Source organism: Cohnella sp. 56, from assembly GCF_037963805.1.
In the GTDB taxonomy this organism is placed as follows: domain Bacteria; phylum Bacillota; class Bacilli; order Paenibacillales; family Paenibacillaceae; genus Cohnella.
Window position 1 is genome coordinate 247,075 of the sequence record NZ_JAZDQE010000007.1, and the last position, 19,209, is coordinate 266,283.

General features: G+C 60.5%; 17 protein-coding genes. 4 read left to right on the top strand and 13 right to left on the bottom strand.

From position 1 onward, the window contains the following. Nucleotides 1-84: 84 nt before the first annotated feature. The 5 genes from ltrA to VQ071_RS14795 form a co-directional block, all read right to left on the bottom strand. Entirely contained in the window at nucleotides 85-1,485 is a 1,401-nt protein-coding gene (gene ltrA / locus VQ071_RS14775; RefSeq protein WP_340514815.1) for a group II intron reverse transcriptase/maturase, read from the bottom strand. A gap of 489 nt (nucleotides 1,486-1,974) precedes the next feature. Next, entirely contained in the window at nucleotides 1,975-2,559 is a 585-nt protein-coding gene (locus VQ071_RS14780; RefSeq protein ID WP_340514816.1) for a GyrI-like domain-containing protein, read from the bottom strand. 152 nt (nucleotides 2,560-2,711) lie between these two features. Further along, nucleotides 2,712-3,950, bottom strand: coding sequence for a hypothetical protein (locus VQ071_RS14785; protein WP_340514817.1), 1,239 nt, complete (start codon nucleotides 3,948-3,950; stop codon nucleotides 2,712-2,714). A 23-nt stretch (nucleotides 3,951-3,973) separates the two neighbouring features. Next, nucleotides 3,974-4,495: a hypothetical protein gene (locus tag VQ071_RS14790; RefSeq protein WP_340514818.1), complete on the bottom strand. Its 522-nt coding sequence runs from the start codon at nucleotides 4,493-4,495 to the stop codon at nucleotides 3,974-3,976. Between the two features lie 382 nt (nucleotides 4,496-4,877). Continuing rightward, a complete protein-coding gene (locus tag VQ071_RS14795) occupies nucleotides 4,878-5,093 on the bottom strand; it encodes a YwbE family protein (protein ID WP_340514819.1) in 216 nt (71 codons plus the stop codon). Nucleotides 5,094-5,245: 152 nt separating this feature from the next. On the opposite strand from VQ071_RS14795, the gene VQ071_RS14800 reads away from it, so the two are divergent. Then, nucleotides 5,246-5,572 carry a DUF5658 family protein gene (locus tag VQ071_RS14800; protein WP_340514820.1) on the top strand — a complete coding sequence of 109 codons (327 nt, stop codon included), beginning with the start codon at nucleotides 5,246-5,248 and terminating at the stop codon, nucleotides 5,570-5,572. A gap of 135 nt (nucleotides 5,573-5,707) precedes the next feature. Further along, the gene (locus tag VQ071_RS14805) at nucleotides 5,708-6,067 is read left to right on the top strand and encodes a winged helix-turn-helix transcriptional regulator (RefSeq protein ID WP_340514821.1); all 360 of its coding nucleotides are present in this window, start codon (nucleotides 5,708-5,710) and stop codon (nucleotides 6,065-6,067) included. Between the two features lie 117 nt (nucleotides 6,068-6,184). Here VQ071_RS14805 and VQ071_RS14810 read toward each other — a convergent pair whose 3' ends face one another. The 8 genes from VQ071_RS14810 to VQ071_RS14845 all read right to left on the bottom strand — a co-directional run bounded on the left by VQ071_RS14810 (nucleotide 6,185) and on the right by VQ071_RS14845 (nucleotide 16,332). Then, on the bottom strand, nucleotides 6,185-7,255 hold the full coding sequence (locus VQ071_RS14810; RefSeq protein WP_340514823.1) for an SDR family oxidoreductase: 1,071 nt from the start codon (nucleotides 7,253-7,255) through the stop codon (nucleotides 6,185-6,187). Between the two features lie 117 nt (nucleotides 7,256-7,372). Continuing rightward, the gene (locus VQ071_RS14815; protein ID WP_340514824.1) at nucleotides 7,373-7,675 is read right to left on the bottom strand and encodes a hypothetical protein; all 303 of its coding nucleotides are present in this window, start codon (nucleotides 7,673-7,675) and stop codon (nucleotides 7,373-7,375) included. Nucleotides 7,676-7,890: 215 nt separating this feature from the next. Beyond that, nucleotides 7,891-9,771, bottom strand: a complete 1,881-nt coding sequence (locus VQ071_RS14820; protein WP_340514825.1) for a DEAD/DEAH box helicase — start codon at nucleotides 9,769-9,771, stop codon at nucleotides 7,891-7,893. A gap of 504 nt (nucleotides 9,772-10,275) precedes the next feature. Beyond that, the gene (locus tag VQ071_RS14825; RefSeq protein WP_340514826.1) at nucleotides 10,276-10,677 is read right to left on the bottom strand and encodes a nuclear transport factor 2 family protein; all 402 of its coding nucleotides are present in this window, start codon (nucleotides 10,675-10,677) and stop codon (nucleotides 10,276-10,278) included. 59 nt (nucleotides 10,678-10,736) lie between these two features. Further along, on the bottom strand, nucleotides 10,737-11,612 hold the full coding sequence (locus VQ071_RS14830) for an undecaprenyl-diphosphate phosphatase (RefSeq protein ID WP_340514827.1): 876 nt from the start codon (nucleotides 11,610-11,612) through the stop codon (nucleotides 10,737-10,739). 176 nt (nucleotides 11,613-11,788) lie between these two features. Beyond that, nucleotides 11,789-12,325 (bottom strand): GNAT family N-acetyltransferase, encoded by a 537-nt coding sequence (locus VQ071_RS14835; RefSeq protein WP_340514828.1) that lies wholly within the window; start codon nucleotides 12,323-12,325, stop codon nucleotides 11,789-11,791. Nucleotides 12,326-12,462: 137 nt separating this feature from the next. Beyond that, nucleotides 12,463-14,544 (bottom strand): ABC transporter ATP-binding protein, encoded by a 2,082-nt coding sequence (locus VQ071_RS14840; protein WP_340514829.1) that lies wholly within the window; start codon nucleotides 14,542-14,544, stop codon nucleotides 12,463-12,465. A 42-nt stretch (nucleotides 14,545-14,586) separates the two neighbouring features. Next, complete coding sequence (locus VQ071_RS14845; protein ID WP_340514830.1) at nucleotides 14,587-16,332, bottom strand: ABC transporter ATP-binding protein; 1,746 nt, start codon at nucleotides 16,330-16,332, stop codon at nucleotides 14,587-14,589. Between the two features lie 467 nt (nucleotides 16,333-16,799). On the opposite strand from VQ071_RS14845, the gene VQ071_RS14850 reads away from it, so the two are divergent. Together VQ071_RS14850 and VQ071_RS14855 are read left to right on the top strand one after the other, a co-directional pair. After that, nucleotides 16,800-17,507: a TrkA C-terminal domain-containing protein gene (locus tag VQ071_RS14850; RefSeq protein ID WP_340514832.1), complete on the top strand. Its 708-nt coding sequence runs from the start codon at nucleotides 16,800-16,802 to the stop codon at nucleotides 17,505-17,507. Beyond that, nucleotides 17,504-18,976: a hypothetical protein gene (locus tag VQ071_RS14855; RefSeq protein ID WP_340514833.1), complete on the top strand. Its 1,473-nt coding sequence runs from the start codon at nucleotides 17,504-17,506 to the stop codon at nucleotides 18,974-18,976. Before VQ071_RS14850 ends, VQ071_RS14855 begins: the two co-directional genes overlap by 4 nt. Nucleotides 18,977-19,209 lie beyond the last annotated feature (233 nt).

The window sequence follows — 19,209 nt, forward strand, 5'->3', positions numbered from 1 at the left end:
TTCGCTCGATCGGATAGGAGGCTACCCATTAATTGAGTAGCCGACCTTCCACACCACCGTACGTACCGTTCGGTATACGGCGGTTCAATCGCTTGAGTGCAATTGACGTAGACGCTCGTACTGGGCAGGGAAGTCATAATACCCTGCCTGTGCGAGCTTCTTGTTTGTTACAGAGCGATGCAGTACTGCGCTTCCGGCTATTCGCCAGTAACCCAGCCGGGTATTTCCCCACTGGTAAGCCTGTTCCTCCGGTATCCCCAGCCTTTGCAGGTTCTGCACCTTCGTCTTCGGCTTCTTCCATTGCTTCCAGATGTACATCCGCATCCGTCTTCGCAACCATTCATTCCAACCTTGCAGGATTCGCTTCATGTCCGCTACATAGAAATAGCCGATCCAACCGCGAATAAAGACCTTCACGTTCTCCATGACCTGCCGGGCATTCTTGCCCTGGCTTCGACCCGTTAGCTCTTTCAACTTCTTCTTTGCCTTGGCTAGGGATTGGCGGTGTACGCGTACGTATACGCCCTTTCCGTTCTTCCACAACGCAAATCCGAGGAATTTGAAGTGTTTCTGCGCTACGACGCTGACCACCTTGCTCTTCTGCGTGTTCATTTGGAGCTTTAGTTTCTGTTCCAAATACGTCCGGCTGGATTCTAGCAACCGCGTCGCTGCTCGCTTGCTCTTCGCAAACACGACGATATCATCCGCATAGCGGATGACCCTCACGCCTCGGCGTTCCATCTCCTGGTCGAATTCGTTCAGGTAGATGTTGGCCAAAAGCGGGGACAACGGTCCGCCCTGGGGCGAGCCTTCTTGCGTTGCCCGACGCACCCCGTTCTCCATGACTCCGCTTTTCAGGTACTTTTTGATCAGGTCGATGACGCATTTATCCTGGATTTGGTTGCGTAGGAGATTCAAAAGAAGCTCATGGTTCAACGTGTCGAAGTATTTGGACAGATCGATTTCAACCGCGTGTCCATATCCTTGCTCGGCATACGCTTTTACGTTTCGAATGGCTTGCTGCGCGCTTAGCCCCGGGCGGTAGCCGTAGCTTCCATCCGAGAAGAGCGGCTCGAACATCGGTTGCAGTTGCTGAGCGATAGCTTGCTGAATGATGCGATCGACCACTGTCGGAATGCCGAGCTTCCGCACGCCGCTTCCGTCTGGCTTGGGGATCTCCTTGCGTCGCACCGGGCTGGGCTTGTAGCTTCCCTCCCGGATGCTTTGCAGAAGTTCGTCTCTGTTTTCCCGCAACCACGGCAACGCCGCCTCGACGGTCATCCCATCGATCCCCGGCGCTCCGTGGTTGCGTTTGACCTGCTTGTACGCCCGGTTCAGATTTTCTCTGTCCAATATCCGTCCCAGCAGGTCGTTTGCACCGTCTCTTTCTCTTCCTTCCCGAGTTTCGATGCTCCGCGCTCCTGCATACCCTTCGCGTTCCACGCTATCTCTTTGCCGGCAGCCCTTTCGGTATTCTGCTTTCATCGCATCGACTCTCCTTTCAGTCCGTACTCGAGACTTACGATTGTTCAGCCCTTCCGCTCTCCGCTGTCGCGGCTCGCGTACTATGGCGTCTGCTGACTTCTCACAGCAAGCTTTACTCCGTCTTTCGGATTTTTTTTCTCCTACTCCACGTCTGTGAGACCTCCCCGGGTAAGAGCGATAACTTTCCCCTCATCCATCTGCCACATCTACAGGATGGGATTCGGGCAGTATTGGACTTTGCTTTGTATGGCAAGCTCGTCCGTCCCATCCTGCCTTCTATGTGATTTCTGTTCGTCAGACCGAGGGTTTGCCTCCGGCTTCCTTCAGATTCGGCCTCACGACCGACACCCTTGCCTTCAGCTAACAGTTCCTACTGCCAAGCCTGTAGTGGACTTTCACCACCTAGCTATCGCCCATGCCGGGCGCACCACCAAAAAGCCGCCCTTCCGACGTGAATCGGGGGGCGGCTTCGATCGTATTGGCTCTGGATTAGGATATCGGGATCAGAATCGTAAACGCCGGATCCCGGTCATGCGCGTCCTGTGCCATCGGATACAGCTCGATATGCGTGAACTCTCCACCCGCGGCCCGGTAGCCCTGCTTTTCGATCCACGCATAGAGATTGCTGTAGGACAGGCCGATCGACTGTCCCTTTTGATGCTCGTACTTGGCACAGGTCAAGGCCGGCACTTCGATACGATTCATATCGCCCGGCACGACCGTACCCTCGGGCACCTCTACAGCCGCATAATGCAGGAAGCCCTCCTTGACCACATGACAAGACAAGCCGAGCAGAATATCCGGTCGCACGAGATTCGGAATCTCGTCCAGACGCCGCTTCAGATTCTGCTGCAGATCGCGGATCTCACCCGCCTGCGCGCCCGCGAACGTGCCCTCCCACTTCAATCCGACAGCCTCGAAGCCGGGTAATTCGTAGATAACGATGTCCCCGGAGGACGCTTCTTGGCCCGCGGCGCGCACCTGATCCTGATCCTGGCCTTCCAGGTTCAGTGGAATATTCATCTGCTCGTGCTGCGGCATACGACTCCACTCCTTTGTGTCCAATATGCGCATGCGCACCCCCTCCTCGGCATGGACGCACCGGGGCAGCGGAGTACGCGCGATAGATCGTTCGTCTAATCCCTTACCTGTCCTGTGCGGATTTGAACCCTGCCCCTGCCGGCTCCGCAGCATCACGCCAGGTGCTCATTGAGAGGTATGCCGCCCTATTGTCCGACTTCCACATAAAATTCGGCCCACTTCGTGGGTGATAAACCTATTTCGGGATAAGGAATGTACGCCGGACTGTCGATCATGATCCAATAGGAGCCCGCTTCCTTCAGCGTGATCTTGCCTTCGAACGCGCCGTCCTTGATCGCAACGTCCTGCTCGGCGATCGATTCAAAGTTGCCGAGAGCGTATCCCGCGCTTGGGAGCATATATTTATGGATAACAATCGTCACCTTGTCAAAATTCCGATCTTGCGGGCTGTCTACTCGCCCGGATACGACGATCGGCGTCCCTGCCTTCGTCTCCACGTAGCCCGAGGTCGGAGCCGTCACCGTCAAGTAAGGCTCTGCATCCAGCGTGAGATTGACCGGCACCGTGTCCGGATCGTCCACGCGGCGAATCACCTTGAGTTCGATACCGCTCATCGACATCGGAGCGGTCTGCAGAAGATTGATGCCCGGATGCAGCTGCACGGTGAACTGGATGCGGTTGTAAAGCTGCCCGCCGATCTCGATGTCCTTGTCGACGATCCGGCTGCCGTCCGATCCGCCCGCCCAGGCGCCCGACCCAAGCGCCATCATCACCTGCGGCGCATACATCTCCTTGCGGTACAGCATGGTGAACGTCGTCTGCGCTTCATGCGTCTCCCACGAAGACCGCATTACGTGCACCGGCTTCTCGCTCCACTTCAACACAACCTGACCGTCCGCTGCGGATGCCGACACCCCCAGCCAGCTCAGCGCCTTGACCGGTATATAGGCCACGCCGCCCGAGAGGAACGGCTTGGGCGTGGTTAAGCCCACCAGCACAATCCCCTCCGCATTGTATACGCGCTCCGAGCCGACGCGGAAGGTCAGATCGAACAAGCCCGGATTGATCTCGGCGTTCGGCGCGACGTGCACCGACTTCGCCTTCGGATTCCAAGTGAGCCTTGACACAGCACCGGACTGGCTAAGCGTGCGCAGCGCCACATAGACGCGGCCGTCCTTCAGGATCGGCCTCGCAGTCTGGACGGTCTTGCCGTCCAAGACAGCGCCAGTGCCGTTCAGGTTCAGCTTCATCTCGTGACGCACCAGCTCGAACCTGGCCACGTCGGGCGCCGGTTCTGCGATCAAGACAGGCGTATCGGCATTCGCGCCCTGCGCGGCGGCGGCCACCGCCGGCAAGCCTGCACTGGCCGAGAGCGCCGCGAACATCGTTAATGCGAGCCAGCTTCTTTTTCCGAATATAGACATCATCATTCCTCCCCGCATAACTTCTATCGCTCGTTCGGCGGACCGATCAGCAGCTCCAGCGCCCTGGGCGACAGTCTCCATACCTCTTCCCGGCCCTCGGCGGGGAGCGGATAGATCTTGCTGCCCGGCGCATACCCGGCTGCCCGCATATCGTTCACCGCGTACTGCGCCGCCCGTCCGTCGGCGGTTCGCAGCTCGACCACATACAGTTCGCCGCTCGGTTCCGGATCGCCGAAGCCCGTACGGGGCGACTGATGCAGCAGCAGCATCAGCTCTTCAAGCGTCGCTGCGTCATCCATGAATACGCTGCCCTCCATCCCGGCCGACCGCCGCCCCGTCTGCAGCTCCCAGGACTCTTCGTTCGCCATCGGCCGAACCGCGATCGCCGTCACATCCCGATCCGTCGGAAACCCGAAGCGCCGATCCCAATCGGACTTCGGCGCCTGTTCACGATGCCAGAGCCCATAGCCGGCCAGCGCGATCGCCAGCAACGCGCCCGACAGCGCCAGCAGCACGAACACCCGCTCCTTTACTCGCTCCGCCACCGACCTCTGCACTCCTTTACGCACCATAAATGCTGCACCGCACGGCTATCGACTATTAGAACGCGGTGCGTCACCTAAAGTTGCACATTGGAACGCAGCTAATACAAATTCTGGATGAAGTCGTATATCGATATATACAAAAAAGGACCGCTCGCCGCATCGGCTTGCCGGTCCTCTGATGGTGCGCCACCCAGGGGGGGCTGAGGGAAACTCATGGCTTTGCTACGTTTTAACGGTATCCCCTTCCGTCAGGAATGGCCGCCCATGCCATCCAGCCCGCATACAATCCGCCGCCATGAACTGGCCAGGACGATTCCTTAGCGAAGGGGATACCGTTCAAACGTGCCGGATACCGCCTAACGCAGCATGCACGCACCCGCCCTCAATTCGGATCGCCCTCGCCGAGAATGGCCTGCACCCTGCCCACCTGGCCGTCCTGCAGCCGCACCTTGATGCCGTGCGGATGCGTAGCCGAGTTGGTCAGCAGATCCTTTACTACACCCCGCGTCAGCTTGCCCGTACGCTGGTCTTGCTTCAACACAATATCCACCGTCAGCCCCGGTCTGACGTCGCTGCGATTACGTCCGTTGCCCGCCATTTGCTGTCATTCCCTCCACGCTTGCTTGTTCTTGATGACTTGCTGCCGACTACATCATATCAAGACGGGGCGCGCTGTGCATCTTCATGACTTCGGGCTGGCCCGGGCATGCCTTGCAATGATACAATATGTATCTAAAGGGGGCTATCAGCATGCTAATTGCGGTCCGCAGCGGCGTTTGGAATCGATACATGCTTCTGATACTGTCTGTATTCGATGCGCTGGCGACGGATGTCGGCATTCGATTGCATCTGATTCAGGAAGCGAATCCGATCGCGAAGGCGCTGTACGAAGCGAACATCCTCCTGTTCTACGGCTACAAAACGTTGCTGCCGCTCCTCCTCCTCTTCCTGCTCCGGCATATGCCCGAGCGCCGAATCGTCCGCACAGGAATCACTCTAGCCACCGCCATTTACGGCATCGTCGCCCTCTACCATGCAGGTTGGATTCTTTATGCCGCCGCCGTCTCCTGGCCTTAATACTTCCCATACCCGATTCGGGACCGTCCCGCCCTCTGGCTGGCGCGAGCTTCCCCGGATGTTGCGGCTCTGGCGTTCACGCGATACAGTAGAGAGGCTGGGAGGAAGGGGAATGCTGCGATGCAGGAGCAATCCATGAGGGTTTATAACACCGCGGTCGAAGCGACGCTTGAGGTCATCGGCGGCAAATGGAAGCCGGTCATTCTCTTTTATCTGACCTTCGGCAAGCGGCGCAACGGCGAGTTCATGCGGCTCATACCGTCCATTACGCAAAAGGTGCTGACGCAGCAGCTGTCAGAGCTCGTCGAGGACGGCGTCGTCTCGCGAATTGCATATAACCAGGTGCCGCCCAAGGTAGAGTACGAGCTGACGCCCTACGGGTGGAGCCTGAAGGAGATTCTCCATCTCATGTGCAGATGGGGCGACACCCATATCGAGCGCTCGTACGGCGATCGGGGTCGCGTATTGTTCGAACCGCCGCAAGCTGCTGATTAAACGTCCCGCTGCCGGTTAAAGCAATGGGCCGATGACCGCGCTCCGATCGCATAGTGAAGCCGACCCTGCCGATGATGGCGGAGTCGGCTTGTTCGCGCAGGATCGCGGCGGCCGTCATTAGGGGATGACCCGGCGCCTGCGCAGATCCTCGAATATTCCCAAGAACATCTCTTCGGTGTCTACGAATTCATGGAATCCGAAGCGGCGCGCCTTGGTCCCATCGGCAAAGAAGTCGTAATCCCACGAGAAAACGAAATCGCCGAATTTCCAGGATGAGACGTCTCGGTAGCTGTTCGGCGCGAGGCCGTATTTCTCCACCATATCGTTCCAGAGCGGCTCCTTGTCCGCCATGACGGTGTCGAGAGACATCTGAAGCGGCGGGGCGGTCTCAAGCCCGAAGCTCGCTGCGAGCTTCGGCCACAGCTCGTTCCAGCGGAACAGGTCGCCGTTCGTAATATTGAAGGCTTGATTCGCGCAGCGCGGAGCGGTCGCCGCCCAGACCGTCGCGCGCGCGAGCAGGCCGGCGTCGGTCATCTCCAGCAGGCTGTCATATGCGCCCGGCTTGCCGGGGAAGCGCAGCGGCAGACCCAGTTCCTTGGAGATGGCCGCATAGACCGCGATGACCATCGCGAGGTTCATCGGATTGCCTGTCGCATATCCGGCCACAACCGACGGACGCAGCGCGGACCATGTCCACCCGCTGCCGGGCTGGCGGTGCTCGAGGAATTGCTGCTGGTCGATGTTGAACTCCGGCGGCATATGGCCGGCATCCGACTCGCGTGCGGGCGTCTTGAAGGGTCCGAGGTGAGCGCCGTAGACTTTGTAGCCCTGCATGAGGCTGATATGCCTGAGACCGGGCGCATTCGGCTCGATGGCGTCGACCGTATTCACGAGCATCGCCAGATTGGGCGCCACCAGCTCGGCCCACGTCGGACGATCCTGATAGGCGGCGTAAAAAATATGCGTGACCCCGGTCAGCTCCCCCAGCTTGTCGCGCGTATCCGCCGCGTCCAGGAGATCGGCAGCCACGTACCGAACGCGGCCGATGTCCGATCCGCCGCGCCTCGATACGCCGATGATCTCCCAATCGGGCAGCGTTGCCAGATATTCGATCAGATTTCGGCCGATGACGCCGTTGGCCCCGATCACCAGTGCTGTCTTGCGCGTAATTTCCTCGTGCTTAATCATGATGCTCCTCCTTCTCGTCGTCCGATGAACCCATTGTGGACCAGGAGAGGAAGGCTGAACAGTACGCACTTTGAGGTTATATAGTTACTTGGAAGTCATGATGGCGCTTCTTCTGTCTTACTCGGCCGCGCCCACGTCATGCTGGCCGATGATCAAGGTGATCGGTTCGAGATAGGCACGGAGCGCATCTTTTTCGCCTGTCGTATCCACCTCGATATTGACGACCTTGCTGCTCACCGTGCGCGCTTCCCGCCGGTCGTATACGACGTCGAACTCCCGCAGGCCGAGCGGGTGCGTGACGACCGACCAGCCGATCGCAAGGGAGCCTGGCACGTCTACCGCATGGGAAAAATCAATACGAGACAGCATCTCTTCGTTCATATCCACGATCGTCACCTGTTGCAAAATTTCCGTTTTCATTTTCGTAATCCCCTTTGCGATATTGATAATATGTTTTTACGCAAGTCTATGAAACGGACGCTGAGGTCCTATGGAATATATCGGCGTTTCTATGCTGCTTTTGTGAGTTATTCTATCTTGAATTTATTGTTGCTCGGGCAGTCAGCTGCAACGCCAGCAAAAAACGCCTCGCGCAGCCTTGCGTACGCGAGACGTTCTGTCGGGTTAAGTGGCGCCTACTTGCGGCCGCGCGGCGACCGCGAAGGCGCCTTGCCGCGGCCAGCGCCGCCGGCCGGGCCGCCGAAGCCGCCGCGTCCGCCAGCAGACGGGTTGCGGCTGCCGGTGCGCGGCCCGCCGGTCTGCGGCCTGCCGCCGCTGCGGCCGCCGGAGGCGCGCTCGCTGCCGCGGGATGAGCCGCCGCCGCGGGCGAAGTCGCCGCTGCCCGCGCCGCCGGCGCCGCGCTTCGGCCGCTCGGCCGGCGCGCCGTAGGCTTTGGCGCCGCGCTCGGCCCGGCCGCCCAGCGCGGACGCGCCGGCGTAGCGGCCCTCGCCTGCGGTGCTGCCGCCGCTGCGCGGCCCGCGGCCCGCAGCCGCCTGCGGCCTGGCCGCGCCTGGCTCGCGCGGGCCGTTGCCGGGGCCGCCCGCGCCAGGTCTGCGGCGCTGCGCCTGCTGCGCGGCTGCGCGCTCTTCGGGAGCCGGGGCGAAGTACGCCCCCTGCTCCCACCACTTGGCGGCGCGCTCTTCGCCTGCGCCGCCCGCCGTGCCTTCGCCGCGCCCGCCGCGAGCCGGCGCGGCCTTGCCGCCGCGCGCTGCGCCAGCCGCGCTGTCGCCACGCGCACCGCGCACGACGCCGCCGCGTGCCGCACCGCGGCCTTCGCCCCGGGCGGCGCCGCGATCGTCTCCGCGGCCCTCGCCGCGCCTGGCGCCCGCTGCGCCGCGCGCGCCTCCGCTGCGCGCTCCGGCGCCGGCCGTGCCCGCGCGCTTGCCGAACGCGCCCGGCGTCCGCGCCCGCACCGGCGCCGCTGTGCCTTCGGCCGCCACGCTGCCGCCCGCCTCGCCGATCTTGCGCCGCTCGATGAACATGCCGATCCCGTCCTCGATCACGCCGAGATCGCCGCGGTCCTTGGGCGCGACAAACGTGATCGCCATGCCGGACTCGCCCGCACGGCCCGTCCGGCCAATGCGGTGAATATAGCTCTCCGCGTCCTGCGGCATGTCGTAGTTGTACACATGTGTGACGCCCTCGACGTCGAGACCGCGCGCCGCGATATCCGTCGCCACGAGCAGCTGCAGCTTCGCATCGCGGAACTTGCGCATGACCTGCTCCCGCTTCGCCTGCGACAGATCGCCGTGCAGCTCGTCGCAGCTATAGCCCATCGCCTGCAGCGCCTCGTTCAGCGTGCTCGCGCGGCGCTTGGTCCGGCAGAAAATCATGCCGAGATACGGCCGCGTCTCCTCGATCATCGCCACCAGCGCCGACTGCTTGGCCCGGTCCGTCGTCTCGATGACGAGCTGCGCCGTATCCTTTACCGTCACCTGCTTCGCCTTGACCGTCACTTCCTGCGGATCGCGCAGATAGCGGCCGGCCAGATTGCGGATCTTGTCCGGCATCGTCGCCGAGAACAGCATCGTCTGCCGGTCCTTGGGCGTCTTCGCCATGATCTCCTCGACCTCGCCGAGGAAGCCCATATGCAGCATCTGGTCGGCTTCGTCGAGCACCATCATGCGCACATTGGACAGTCTGACCGTCTCGCGGCGCATATGGTCGAGCAGCCGGCCCGGCGTCGCCACGATCAGGTGCATCGTCCCCTCCAGCTTGTGCAGCTGCGCTTCCACGTCCTGGCCGCCGTAGACGGCCAGCACCCGCACGCCGTCATAGGCAGGCAGCAGCTTCTTGATCTCCGCCGTGATCTGGATCGCCAGCTCGCGGGTCGGCGTCACGATCAGCCCCTGCAGATACGGCACCTCCGGCTTGATCCGCTCCAGCATCGGCAGCACAAACGCCAGCGTTTTACCCGTACCCGTCTGCGCCTGGCTGATGACATCCTTGCCCGTCAGGGCGATCGGGATCGTCTGCGCCTGCACCGGTGTCGGCTGCTTGATTCCCAAGCTATGCAATAATTCGGATGCGCGCTCCGCTACACCCAATGGTCCGAACTCTGTCACAAATAGCACCTCATTTATTGTCGCGGCCGCGCCGCGCATTCGTACTCCTATCCTACCACATCGCGTGTCGATTTCCGCACTTTGACGCTTCCTTAATTTTTATCGGTAGAACGCCTTGTTTTTATCCCTTTTAAACCGTATCCCCTTCGATCAGGACGCCGCTCGCCGCAGCATATCCCCTTCCGTCAGGAAACTGCCCGCATGCCGCATGCTCCGGCACCGATCGGATGTATAAAGCAGCCATGCAGCCTAGGAAAGACTAGCCCCTGCCGTATGCATAACTGTGTGCAGCCCCGTTCCTCCTTAGCGAAGGGGATACTGTTCAAACGTCGCAGGACGGTCATCTACTTCCAATCTCCGCTCGGCCGTCCCCTATTTTGTACCCGTCGCCGCCCGCGCCGCGCCTCGCAAAAAAATAAATCGGCTGCCCCGACAATCGCCGGGACAGCCGAGAAGTCAGCTATAATCCTCCAGAACTACGAGCTTGCCATCATCCCTCAGCTCGAACACGGACCTGCCTGCAAGCCGCAATACGCGGCCTGCCTTGGCTTCGGGAGAAAGATCGACCGCCAGCTTGGCTTCGTAATCGATCTGTGCCTCGATGCGGGTCCCGTCTGCATTCCCTACGATCTGCGTCACCGTCTGACGGCGGCTCTCGAACCACTCGGCCGATCGCACCGCCAGCTCTCTTAGCGCCTGCACACCGCGCGTCTCCAGCTCCGTCTTGCCGTTCACGATATTTCTGAACACGACATCGTCCGCCGCCAACGCGAGCATGCCATCGATATCAAAGCAATTGTAAGCAGCGATATACGCCTGTACCGTTTCTACCGCTTGTTTGTTCTTGTCCTCGCTCAATGCAGCCATGTCCCCTTTGGCGAATGGAATGATTGCCCGCTCGCCGGTCTACATGCAGGTTACAGCCAGATGACCAGTGCCAGCACGACAGCCAGTACGATGCGATAGATCGCGAACGGTACGAGCTTGATCCGGTTGATCAGGTTGAGGAAGAATCGGATGGCCACCAGCGCCACCAGGAATGCAGCGACGAAGCCCGCGATATAGAACGGCAGCATGTCGGCCGTGATGTACTGGTAGTTCTTCAGCAGCGTGAGGAGGCTGGCGCCGGCCATGATCGGCACCGCCATGATGAAGGTGAAGTCCGCCGCCGCGCGGTGGCTCAAGCCGAGCAATACGCCGCCGGAGATCGTCGAGCCGGACCGCGAGAATCCGGGCCACAGCGAGAAGCACTGGATAAGCCCGATCATGAGCGCCTGCCGGTATGTAATCTGGTCGACCGTATTCGCCGTCGGCCGCTTCGGCGCGAGGCGGTCGGCCCCGATCATGAGGATCGCGCCGAGCACGAGGCCGATGAGCACCGTCTCGGTGGAGAACAAGTGCTCTTCGATCGTATCGTCGAACAGGAAGCCCAGAATGCCCGCAGGGATCAGACCGACGATGACCTGCATGAGCTTCAGCCTGCCGCTGCCGGATGTTCCCCATTCGCCCGTGCCCTCGTGCTCCGCTTCGATCCGGGCGTTTTTGCCGCTCAGTCTTCTAAGTCCGAGCAGATCCATGAACCTGCGCCAGAACAGCACGACGACCGCCAGGATCGAGCCGAGCTGGATGACGACCTTGAACGCGACCGCCGCTTCCGAGCCCAGGAAGTTCTCCGTCTTCAGCCACAGGTCGTCGACGATGATCATATGACCGGTGGAAGAGACGGGCGCAAATTCCGTGACGCCTTCTACGATGCCGATGATGATGCCTTTAACAATTTCCAGAAATGACATATGTACGCTCTGCTCCTTTTCCCCGAATCCGAATTCTGTATTCTAGTTTATAAGGAATAGAGGGCCCTTGTCTAATGGACTCGGGCCCAGGCTTCCGCTACTATATACCCTTCGGTGGGAAATTCGAGCGTATCCGACAGCGTTCGGTACATCTTTGTTCGCTCAAGCAAACAAAATCAGGCGAAAAAAGTCTGCGGGTACTTCAGTTCTCCGTACTTCTCCTTGCGCACCGCCGCGAGGCGGTCCAGCTCGCCCTCGGCCAGCTCGCGCACCATGAAGACATCGTCCGGTACGTCGAATTGCATGAGCACGAGCCCGCTCCCTACGGCCGGCTTGAAGCCGAAGCGCGGATAGTAGGACGGATGACCGATGAGGAAGATCAGCTTGTAGCCGAGCGAAGCCGCCCGACGTATACCTTCCTCGATCAACGCGCCGCCTGCGCCCCGGCCCTGGGCCTCCGGCCGGACGCCGATCGGCGCCAGCACGAGCGTCACCTCGGCAGCGTGTCCGTCGACGAGCTCCGCCTTGCTGATCAGCATATGCCCGACTATCTCTCCGTCCCGCTCGGCCACGAGGGACAGCTCGGGCACGAGACCGGCGGATCCGCGGATCCGGTCCGCGAGCCGGCTCTCGTCCTCCCGTCCGCCGAAGGCGGCCAGGTGCACCTGTCTGACCGCCTCGATATCATCGCTTCTTTCCGTACGAATAAGCATGCTCGTTTTTCTCTCCTCTGTCTGTACCTGCACTGTCTGTACCTGCACTGTCTGTACCTGCACTGTCTGCGCCTGCACTGTCTGTACCTGCACTGTCTGTACCTGCACTGTCTGCGCCTGCAGCGTCTCGTTGTTATTTAATATCCGGTCGGCGCGGATGCCGCCGCTTCCACTTCGGCGGCATCGTCACCGCTCCCGCCTCCGGCTTCTGCCGGAACAGTGCCGCCTTGCAGCTGATACATCGCATAGTATTTACCCTTCAGCTGCATCAGACGCTCATGATCGCCGCGCTCAACGATAACGCCGTGATCGAGCACGAGGATCTGATCCGCTTGGCGGATCGTGGACAGCCTGTGGGCGATGACGAAGGTCGTACGCCCCTTCTTGAGCACGTCCAGCGCCGCCTGGATGACGGCCTCCGTCTCGGTGTCGATGCTGGCCGTCGCCTCGTCGAGGATGAGGATCGCCGGGTCGTACGCCAGCGCCCGGGCGAAGGAGATCAGCTGCCGCTGACCGGCGGACAACGTTGCTCCCTTCTCGATGACCGGCTCGTCGAGGCCGCCGGGCAGGCTCATGAACATCTCGTAGGCACCTACATCGCGCAGCGCCTGCTCGACCCGCTCCCGCGAGATCGCGGGATTGTCGAGGCTCACGTTCGAAGCGATCGTGCCCGTGAACAGGAACGGGTCCTGCAGCACGATGCCCATATGCGCACGCAGCTGCTGCTTCGGAATGTCGCGCACGTCCGTGCCGTCCACCTTAATGCTGCCCTCCTCGATATCGTAGAAGCGGAACAGCAGGTTCAGGATCGAGCTTTTGCCCGAGCCCGTATGTCCGACGAGCGCGACCGTCTCTCCTTGACGGGCGTGGAAGCTGACATCCTTCAGCACATTCTCGCCCTTCTTGTAGGCGAAGGTCACATGCTCGAAGCGGACGTCGCCCCCGCTGCGCGGCGCCTGGCCGTTCTCGACCGGGATGCCCGGCTGGTCCAGCAGTTCGAACACGCGCGCGGCGGATACGCGCGCCGTCTCCAGGTTGGACAGCTGATTGACGATGCCGACGATCGGCTGGAACATCCGGTTCATGTAGTCGATGAACGCATACAGCACGCCCACCGTGACTGCGCCGCCCAGGGAGCCGCCCCAGAACAGCCAGAGCACCGTCAGAAAGATAATGTTGCGCAGCACGTTCACGAGATTGTGGGACGTGATGGAGTTCAGGCTGACCAGCTTCGTCTGATGCTTGAAGTAGTCCTCGTTCAGCTCGTCGAACTCCCGGGCCATCTTTTTCTGCCTGCCGAACGCCTGGATGATCGTCATGCCCTGGATCGACTCGTTGATCATGCCGTTGATGTCACTCAGCTTGGAGCGGATGACATTGTTCAGCTTGCCCGCATACTTGCGGTACAGCACGATCCAGACGACGAGGATCGGGATGAGCGGCAGCGCGATGAGCGCCAGATTCACATCGAGTATGAACAGCGCGCCCAGGATGGCGGTCATGTAGACGATGCCGGAGAAAAAGTTCGCCAGCACCGCCACGAACAGCTCGCGGACGGCCTCGGTGTCGTTGGTGATGCGGGAGACGACCTTGCCAGCCGGGAGGTTGTCGAAGTACTGCACCGGCAGCCGGTGCGTATGGGCGAACACATCCTCGCGCATGCGCTGCACGATCCGGTTCGCCGATGTCTGCAGCAGCAGCTTCTGCCCGTAGGTGAACGCTGCGGCCAGCAGCAGCAGCCCGAAGTACGCGGCGGCCAGCTGGAGCAGCATCGGGATCTCCGGCTTGTAGAACGCGTACAGCTCGCCCTTCGTCAGCTTGGTCGCGGCGTATTGCGCCGTCCGGCCGTCCTTGGCCGTCACGGTCATCGTGCCGTCCGCGACCGAGCGGGCGCCGTCGAACGCCATGTCGCTGCCGATCCAGTAGTAGCTGCGCTTCTCCTGGAGCACGCGCCGCGCCTGCTCGGGGCTGCGGTCCGCGCCGCCTGGCAGGTGGTCGGATCTGACGTACCAGCCGCCTTGATACTCTACGGCATTGCTCTGCTTGGCCTCGACCCGGTACCAGGTCTTCTCGATGCCCAGAATGTTCTGATCGATCATGCGCTTCGCCAGCAGCGGACCGAGCAGCTCCGCGCATACTGCCAGACCGAGCAGCACCAACGCCCAGATGATCGTTTTCTTATAGAAGAGTGCATATCGGAATAATCGCTTGCCTGTCATGGTTTCTCACCTTCAATTCTTTCTGTTCTCTCTGTTCGTTCGTTAACCTTCTACGGTCGCCTCGAGCTGCTGCCTGTCGTACTGCTCCTTGTACCAGCCGCCGAGCGCCAGCAGCTCCTCGTGCGTGCCGCGCTCGATGACGTAGCCTTCGTCGAGCACGAGGATCAGGTCCGCATGCTGCACCGCCGACAGCCTGTGCGTGGCGATGAGCGTCGTCTTGCCCGCCCGCTCCGTGCGGATGCCCTCGATGATCTCGGCCTCCGTGCGCGCGTCCACGGCGGACAGCGCATCGTCGAGCATGAGGATCTCCGGGTCCGCGATCATCGCGCGGGCGATGCTGACGCGCTGCTTCTGGCCGCCAGAGAGCGCGACGCCCTTCTCGCCGACGAGCGTCTCGAGGCCGTCCGGCAGGAAGGCGATGTCCTTCGCGAACGCGGCGCGCACGAGCGCATGCTGGATCTGCTCGGGCGTGGCGTCGGCCAGCCCGAACAGGATATTCTCGCGTATCGTCCGCGAGAACAGGATCGGGTTCTGCGGCACATAGCCGACCCAGGAGAGCAGCCGCTCGATCCCGATGTCGGCGACCGGCACGCCGCCGATCGCAATCTCTCCGCTGCCGGCCGGGTATTCCCGCAGCAGCTGCTTCAGCAGCGTCGTCTTGCCGCTGCCCGTGCGCCCGACGATGCCGAGCGTCTGGCCGCGCCGCAGCTCGAAGCTCACGTCGATCAGATTGTCGACCGCGGACGACGGATAGCGGAAGGTCACGGCCTTGAATGCCAGCGTATCCGGCATGGCCGAATCCGCGAGCCGCTGCGGGTCCTTGACATCCGGCTCGTAGCCGAGCGTCTCGTTCACGCGGTCGAGCGAAGCGTTGCCGCGCTGCATGATGTTGATCAGCTCGCCGATGGCGAACATCGGCCAGATCAGCATGCCGAGGAAGATATTGAACGAGATCAATTCGCCGAGCGTGATCTCGCTGCGGAACACCAGGTATCCGCCGTAGCAGACGCCGATAATGTAGCTGAGCCCGACCAGAATCTTGTTCGTCGGCTCGAACAGCGCATCGATGCGCGCGACGGCAATATTGCGCGCCAGCACCTCGTTCGTTTTTTTGTGGAAGCGCGCTTCGTCCGCCTGCTCCTGGACATACGCGCGGATGACGCGTACGCCCGTCACCGACTCGAGCACCTGATCGTTCAGCTCGCCGAACGCATCCTGCGCCATGGTGAACCGCTCGTGAATCTTGCCGCCGAAGTGCTTCATCGCCAGCGCGATGAGCGGCAGCGGCAGCATCGCTGCCAGCGTCAGCTTCCAGCTGATGAGCCCCGCCATGACGAACAGAATCGTCAGCATGAAGATCGACGAGTCGATCAGCGTCAGGATGCCGAAGCCCGCCGTATTCGAGATCGCCCACAGATCGTTGGTCGCGCGGGCCATCAGATCCCCCGTCCGGTTGCGTTCATAGAACGTCGGGGTCATGCGCAGCAGATGCTTGATCAGCTTCGTCCGGAGCAGCCGCTCCAGCAGCATCGAACCGCCGAACAGCTGGGACAGCCACACGTAGTTGATGCCGTATCCGACGATCGTGAGGCCGACCCAGAGCGCGACGATCTCGGCGAACCGTCCGCCCGTCATCGTGCCCTGATGGACGCCGTCGATCGTATAGCCGAGCAGCTTCGGCGGCACGATGTCGATGATGCCGGCGACCGCGAGCAGGACGATCGCGATCGTATACCTTTTCCAGTGTTGTCTGAAGAACCATTTTAGTTTTACGAGTACGCTAAGCATTTTCTTCCCTCTCTCTCTCTCCCGATCGCATCCGATCCATACAAAAAGGCGCACCGCCCGTAAGCGATACGCCTATTCTATGCTCCGGCAGCCGGAATCCGAACGTTCGTTCGTCCCGTGCCGAATAAGAAAGGCGCACGATTACGGATACGTAACCGTGCGCCCATCGATATCCATCATCGGATTATGCGGGCACAGACGGATTACGTTCGCTTCTAAACGCATGAGCGACAGCAGCTGGAACAATCATAAATGTACGCATCGAACGCAATCCTCCCTTCCAAATGTGAAATGTATTTGACACTTTGACACTGTAACACCGCCCGCTCCAAGCTGTCAATGGGGTCATCGGAAAATTATGGATTGAATTTGAATCCGGGCACGCTTGAAACTGCCGAGGCGCAGGGTATAACAGGAATAGATGCACTTTCGCACTGCGCGAACGTTGAGAGAAAGGCGGCGCCCTTATGGGGTTCATTTTTATTTATATGCTGATCGTCTTCCTCGTAATCGAGATCTCGGCGATTCTCATGAGATCGACGGGTCTGGATCATGCCATCGCGCGCTTCCAGGTGATCTCGCTGCTGACCAGCACGGGCTTTACGACCAAAGAATCGGAGTTAATATTAGGCCATCCCGTCCGCAGGCGGATCGGCATTTTTTTAATTTTGTTCGGCGCCTTCTCTCTGGCAGTCATCATCTCCTGCATCAGCACGATCCTGGCGCCCGACTTTCACCTGTTTCCGTTGTCGCTGGCGGCCGGCGGCTTGCTTGTCGTCTACGCGGCGATGCGCATACCGGCAATCGGCAAGAGGCTGGAAAACAAGCTTAGCGGGGCCTTCCGCCAAGCCTTCGCCATCCATGAGCTGGCCATTCAGGAAGTACTGTATCTGCAGGACGAGGACACCTTCATCGACATCCCGATCGGCGAATCGTCAGCCGCAATCGGGCGTACCGTGAAGGAGCTGTGCGACCGTCTGCCCGATGTGAACATCCTGCTCATCAAGCGGGGCACGCATATGATTCGCGACCGCCGCATGGATACGCCGCTGGAGGCTGGGGATATTTTGTACGTCTATGGCGGCTTGAGTCAGATCAAGCATACGTTCAACCGGGAGCTGCAAGACAAGAAGAACATGGAGAGCAACGAAAGGCAGGCGGCATCCCCTTTATGAACAACCAAGAGCATGCAAGCTTTACGGAGCGGATCAAGCAGATCGGCCAACTGGATAAGCCGCTGAGAGAAGCAGATTACCAATTTTTATTCCCTTTTTCGCTCAATTCCGACTGTCATGGCGCGCTCAAGAAAACACTGATTCGGGAAGGGTTTATTCCATTTCGACTCGACCACCTCGATATGGAGGACGCCTTCTACGGACCACAGCATCGCGTCTCGCATCGGGATATGGAGCGCTACTATTTACCCTTCACAAACCATGTCCTGTTCCCTTCCGAGGACAACCTGGAAAGTTTCCAGCGCTTGAGCAAACGCCTGGATGCCCACGCCGTCCTGCGGACGCGATTTTTCGAGGCACCGTTCGTGCTGCACGCTGTCGACGTCGTCCTCTGTCCTTTCGACACGGGCTTCATCACGCTTCGCGTACAAGTGACCAAGGAAAACATTACGTTCACGGAAGCAATTGAGTTCGCCGAACGGCTGCGTGCGCTCCAGGATGCCCATAGCGAAGACCGCGCGTCCAGCGTCTTATACAAGGGCGAGGTTTATCAGGAGGTTCAAGACTTCATATTCAAGGGCATCGTTCCTCATATCGTCGAGCATCTCGACCGCACACCGATGGACGGTGCTTACTTCGAGGAGCTCCCCTATCTTATCGACGAGCGTATGTATGTCATGGCCAGCTATTCCTTTCCCGAAGGTACGGACATCACCAGTCTCGACCGCTACCGCGCATCCCGGCTGGACGGTCTGGACGATGACGGCAACCCCTATATCAGCGCCTACTACATACCCTACATCGAGCAGTATTGCCGGGATACAGGACTCGACAGATGGGCGCCCTATGCCTATTATCAGACCGACGAGAGCTGCTTTTGCTGCCTCAACAGCCTGCCTGAGCGCAAGGCCGACGCCATCGTCAACAAGCTATACGGCGAATACTACTACGGTTTGCTGCTGAACCTGTTCCACCGGATCGTGCTGCTCAAGCTCGCCAACGCTTATTCGCGCGTGCAGATGGAGAGAGATTCGGAGAAGACGGAGCTGCTCATCCGCGACATCACGACCTTCTCCGCCAAGTATAACTTCCTTGAGGTCGTCTCCCAGTCCCAAGGCCGCGAGATCTTCCTCCAGTTGCGCAAAATGTACGGCAACGACGAGCTGTTCGAAGACGTCAAGCAGACCCTGAACGACCTGTTCAAGTACCAGGAGAACGCGACCTCGCGCCGCTCCAGCTACCTGCTGACCGTACTCACCATCTACACCGTCATCAGCGGTATTTATGGCATGAACCAAGTCATCGAAGACCTCAAAAATCCGATCAAGTGGTCGGTAATGGCCGACTACTCGCCCTTCGAATGGATCGCATTCGTCGTCACGATGAGCGGCCTGCTCGTCGCGCTCCTGCTGTCCGGCAACATCCTCTGGAAGTGGGGACGCGACCTGCGCAAACGCTTCAGAGGCTAACGGGGCGGGCGGGGGCGCCTGTGCCTTGAGGGGGCTTGCCTGAGCCTTGAAGGGGCGGGCGGGGCAGCCGGACGGTTGACGGTTGGGGGCCGGGCAGCCCCTCCGGCACGTTTTAACGGTATCCCCCTCGCTCAGGAACTGGTGCACACGCGCTCCATTGGCCCCTCTAGAGAAGGGCCTTCCCGCATCGCTTCTCCCGTCTCCCCTACTGCCGCCCCCTCCCGCCTGGCCGA

Excerpts from the sequence above, each read along its gene's own strand:
- VQ071_RS14780 (WP_340514816.1), bottom strand. The coding sequence starts at position 2,559 with ATGCGCATATTGGACACAAAGGAGTGGAGTCGTATGCCGCAGCACGAG.
- VQ071_RS14795 (WP_340514819.1), bottom strand. The coding sequence starts at position 5,093 with ATGGCGGGCAACGGACGTAATCGCAGCGACGTCAGACCGGGGCTGACG.
- VQ071_RS14810 (WP_340514823.1), bottom strand. The coding sequence starts at position 7,255 with ATGATTAAGCACGAGGAAATTACGCGCAAGACAGCACTGGTGATCGGG.
- VQ071_RS14840 (WP_340514829.1), bottom strand. The coding sequence starts at position 14,544 with ATGACAGGCAAGCGATTATTCCGATATGCACTCTTCTATAAGAAAACG.
- VQ071_RS14800 (WP_340514820.1), top strand. The coding sequence starts at position 5,246 with ATGCTAATTGCGGTCCGCAGCGGCGTTTGGAATCGATACATGCTTCTG.
- VQ071_RS14835 (WP_340514828.1), bottom strand. The coding sequence starts at position 12,325 with ATGCTTATTCGTACGGAAAGAAGCGATGATATCGAGGCGGTCAGACAG.
- VQ071_RS14815 (WP_340514824.1), bottom strand. The coding sequence starts at position 7,675 with ATGAAAACGGAAATTTTGCAACAGGTGACGATCGTGGATATGAACGAA.
- VQ071_RS14785 (WP_340514817.1), bottom strand. The coding sequence starts at position 3,950 with ATGTCTATATTCGGAAAAAGAAGCTGGCTCGCATTAACGATGTTCGCG.
- VQ071_RS14805 (WP_340514821.1), top strand. The coding sequence starts at position 5,708 with ATGAGGGTTTATAACACCGCGGTCGAAGCGACGCTTGAGGTCATCGGC.
- VQ071_RS14845 (WP_340514830.1), bottom strand. The coding sequence starts at position 16,332 with ATGCTTAGCGTACTCGTAAAACTAAAATGGTTCTTCAGACAACACTGG.
- VQ071_RS14855 (WP_340514833.1), top strand. The coding sequence starts at position 17,504 with ATGAACAACCAAGAGCATGCAAGCTTTACGGAGCGGATCAAGCAGATC.
- ltrA (WP_340514815.1), bottom strand. The coding sequence starts at position 1,485 with ATGAAAGCAGAATACCGAAAGGGCTGCCGGCAAAGAGATAGCGTGGAA.
- VQ071_RS14850 (WP_340514832.1), top strand. The coding sequence starts at position 16,800 with ATGGGGTTCATTTTTATTTATATGCTGATCGTCTTCCTCGTAATCGAG.
- VQ071_RS14830 (WP_340514827.1), bottom strand. The coding sequence starts at position 11,612 with ATGTCATTTCTGGAAATTGTTAAAGGCATCATCATCGGCATCGTAGAA.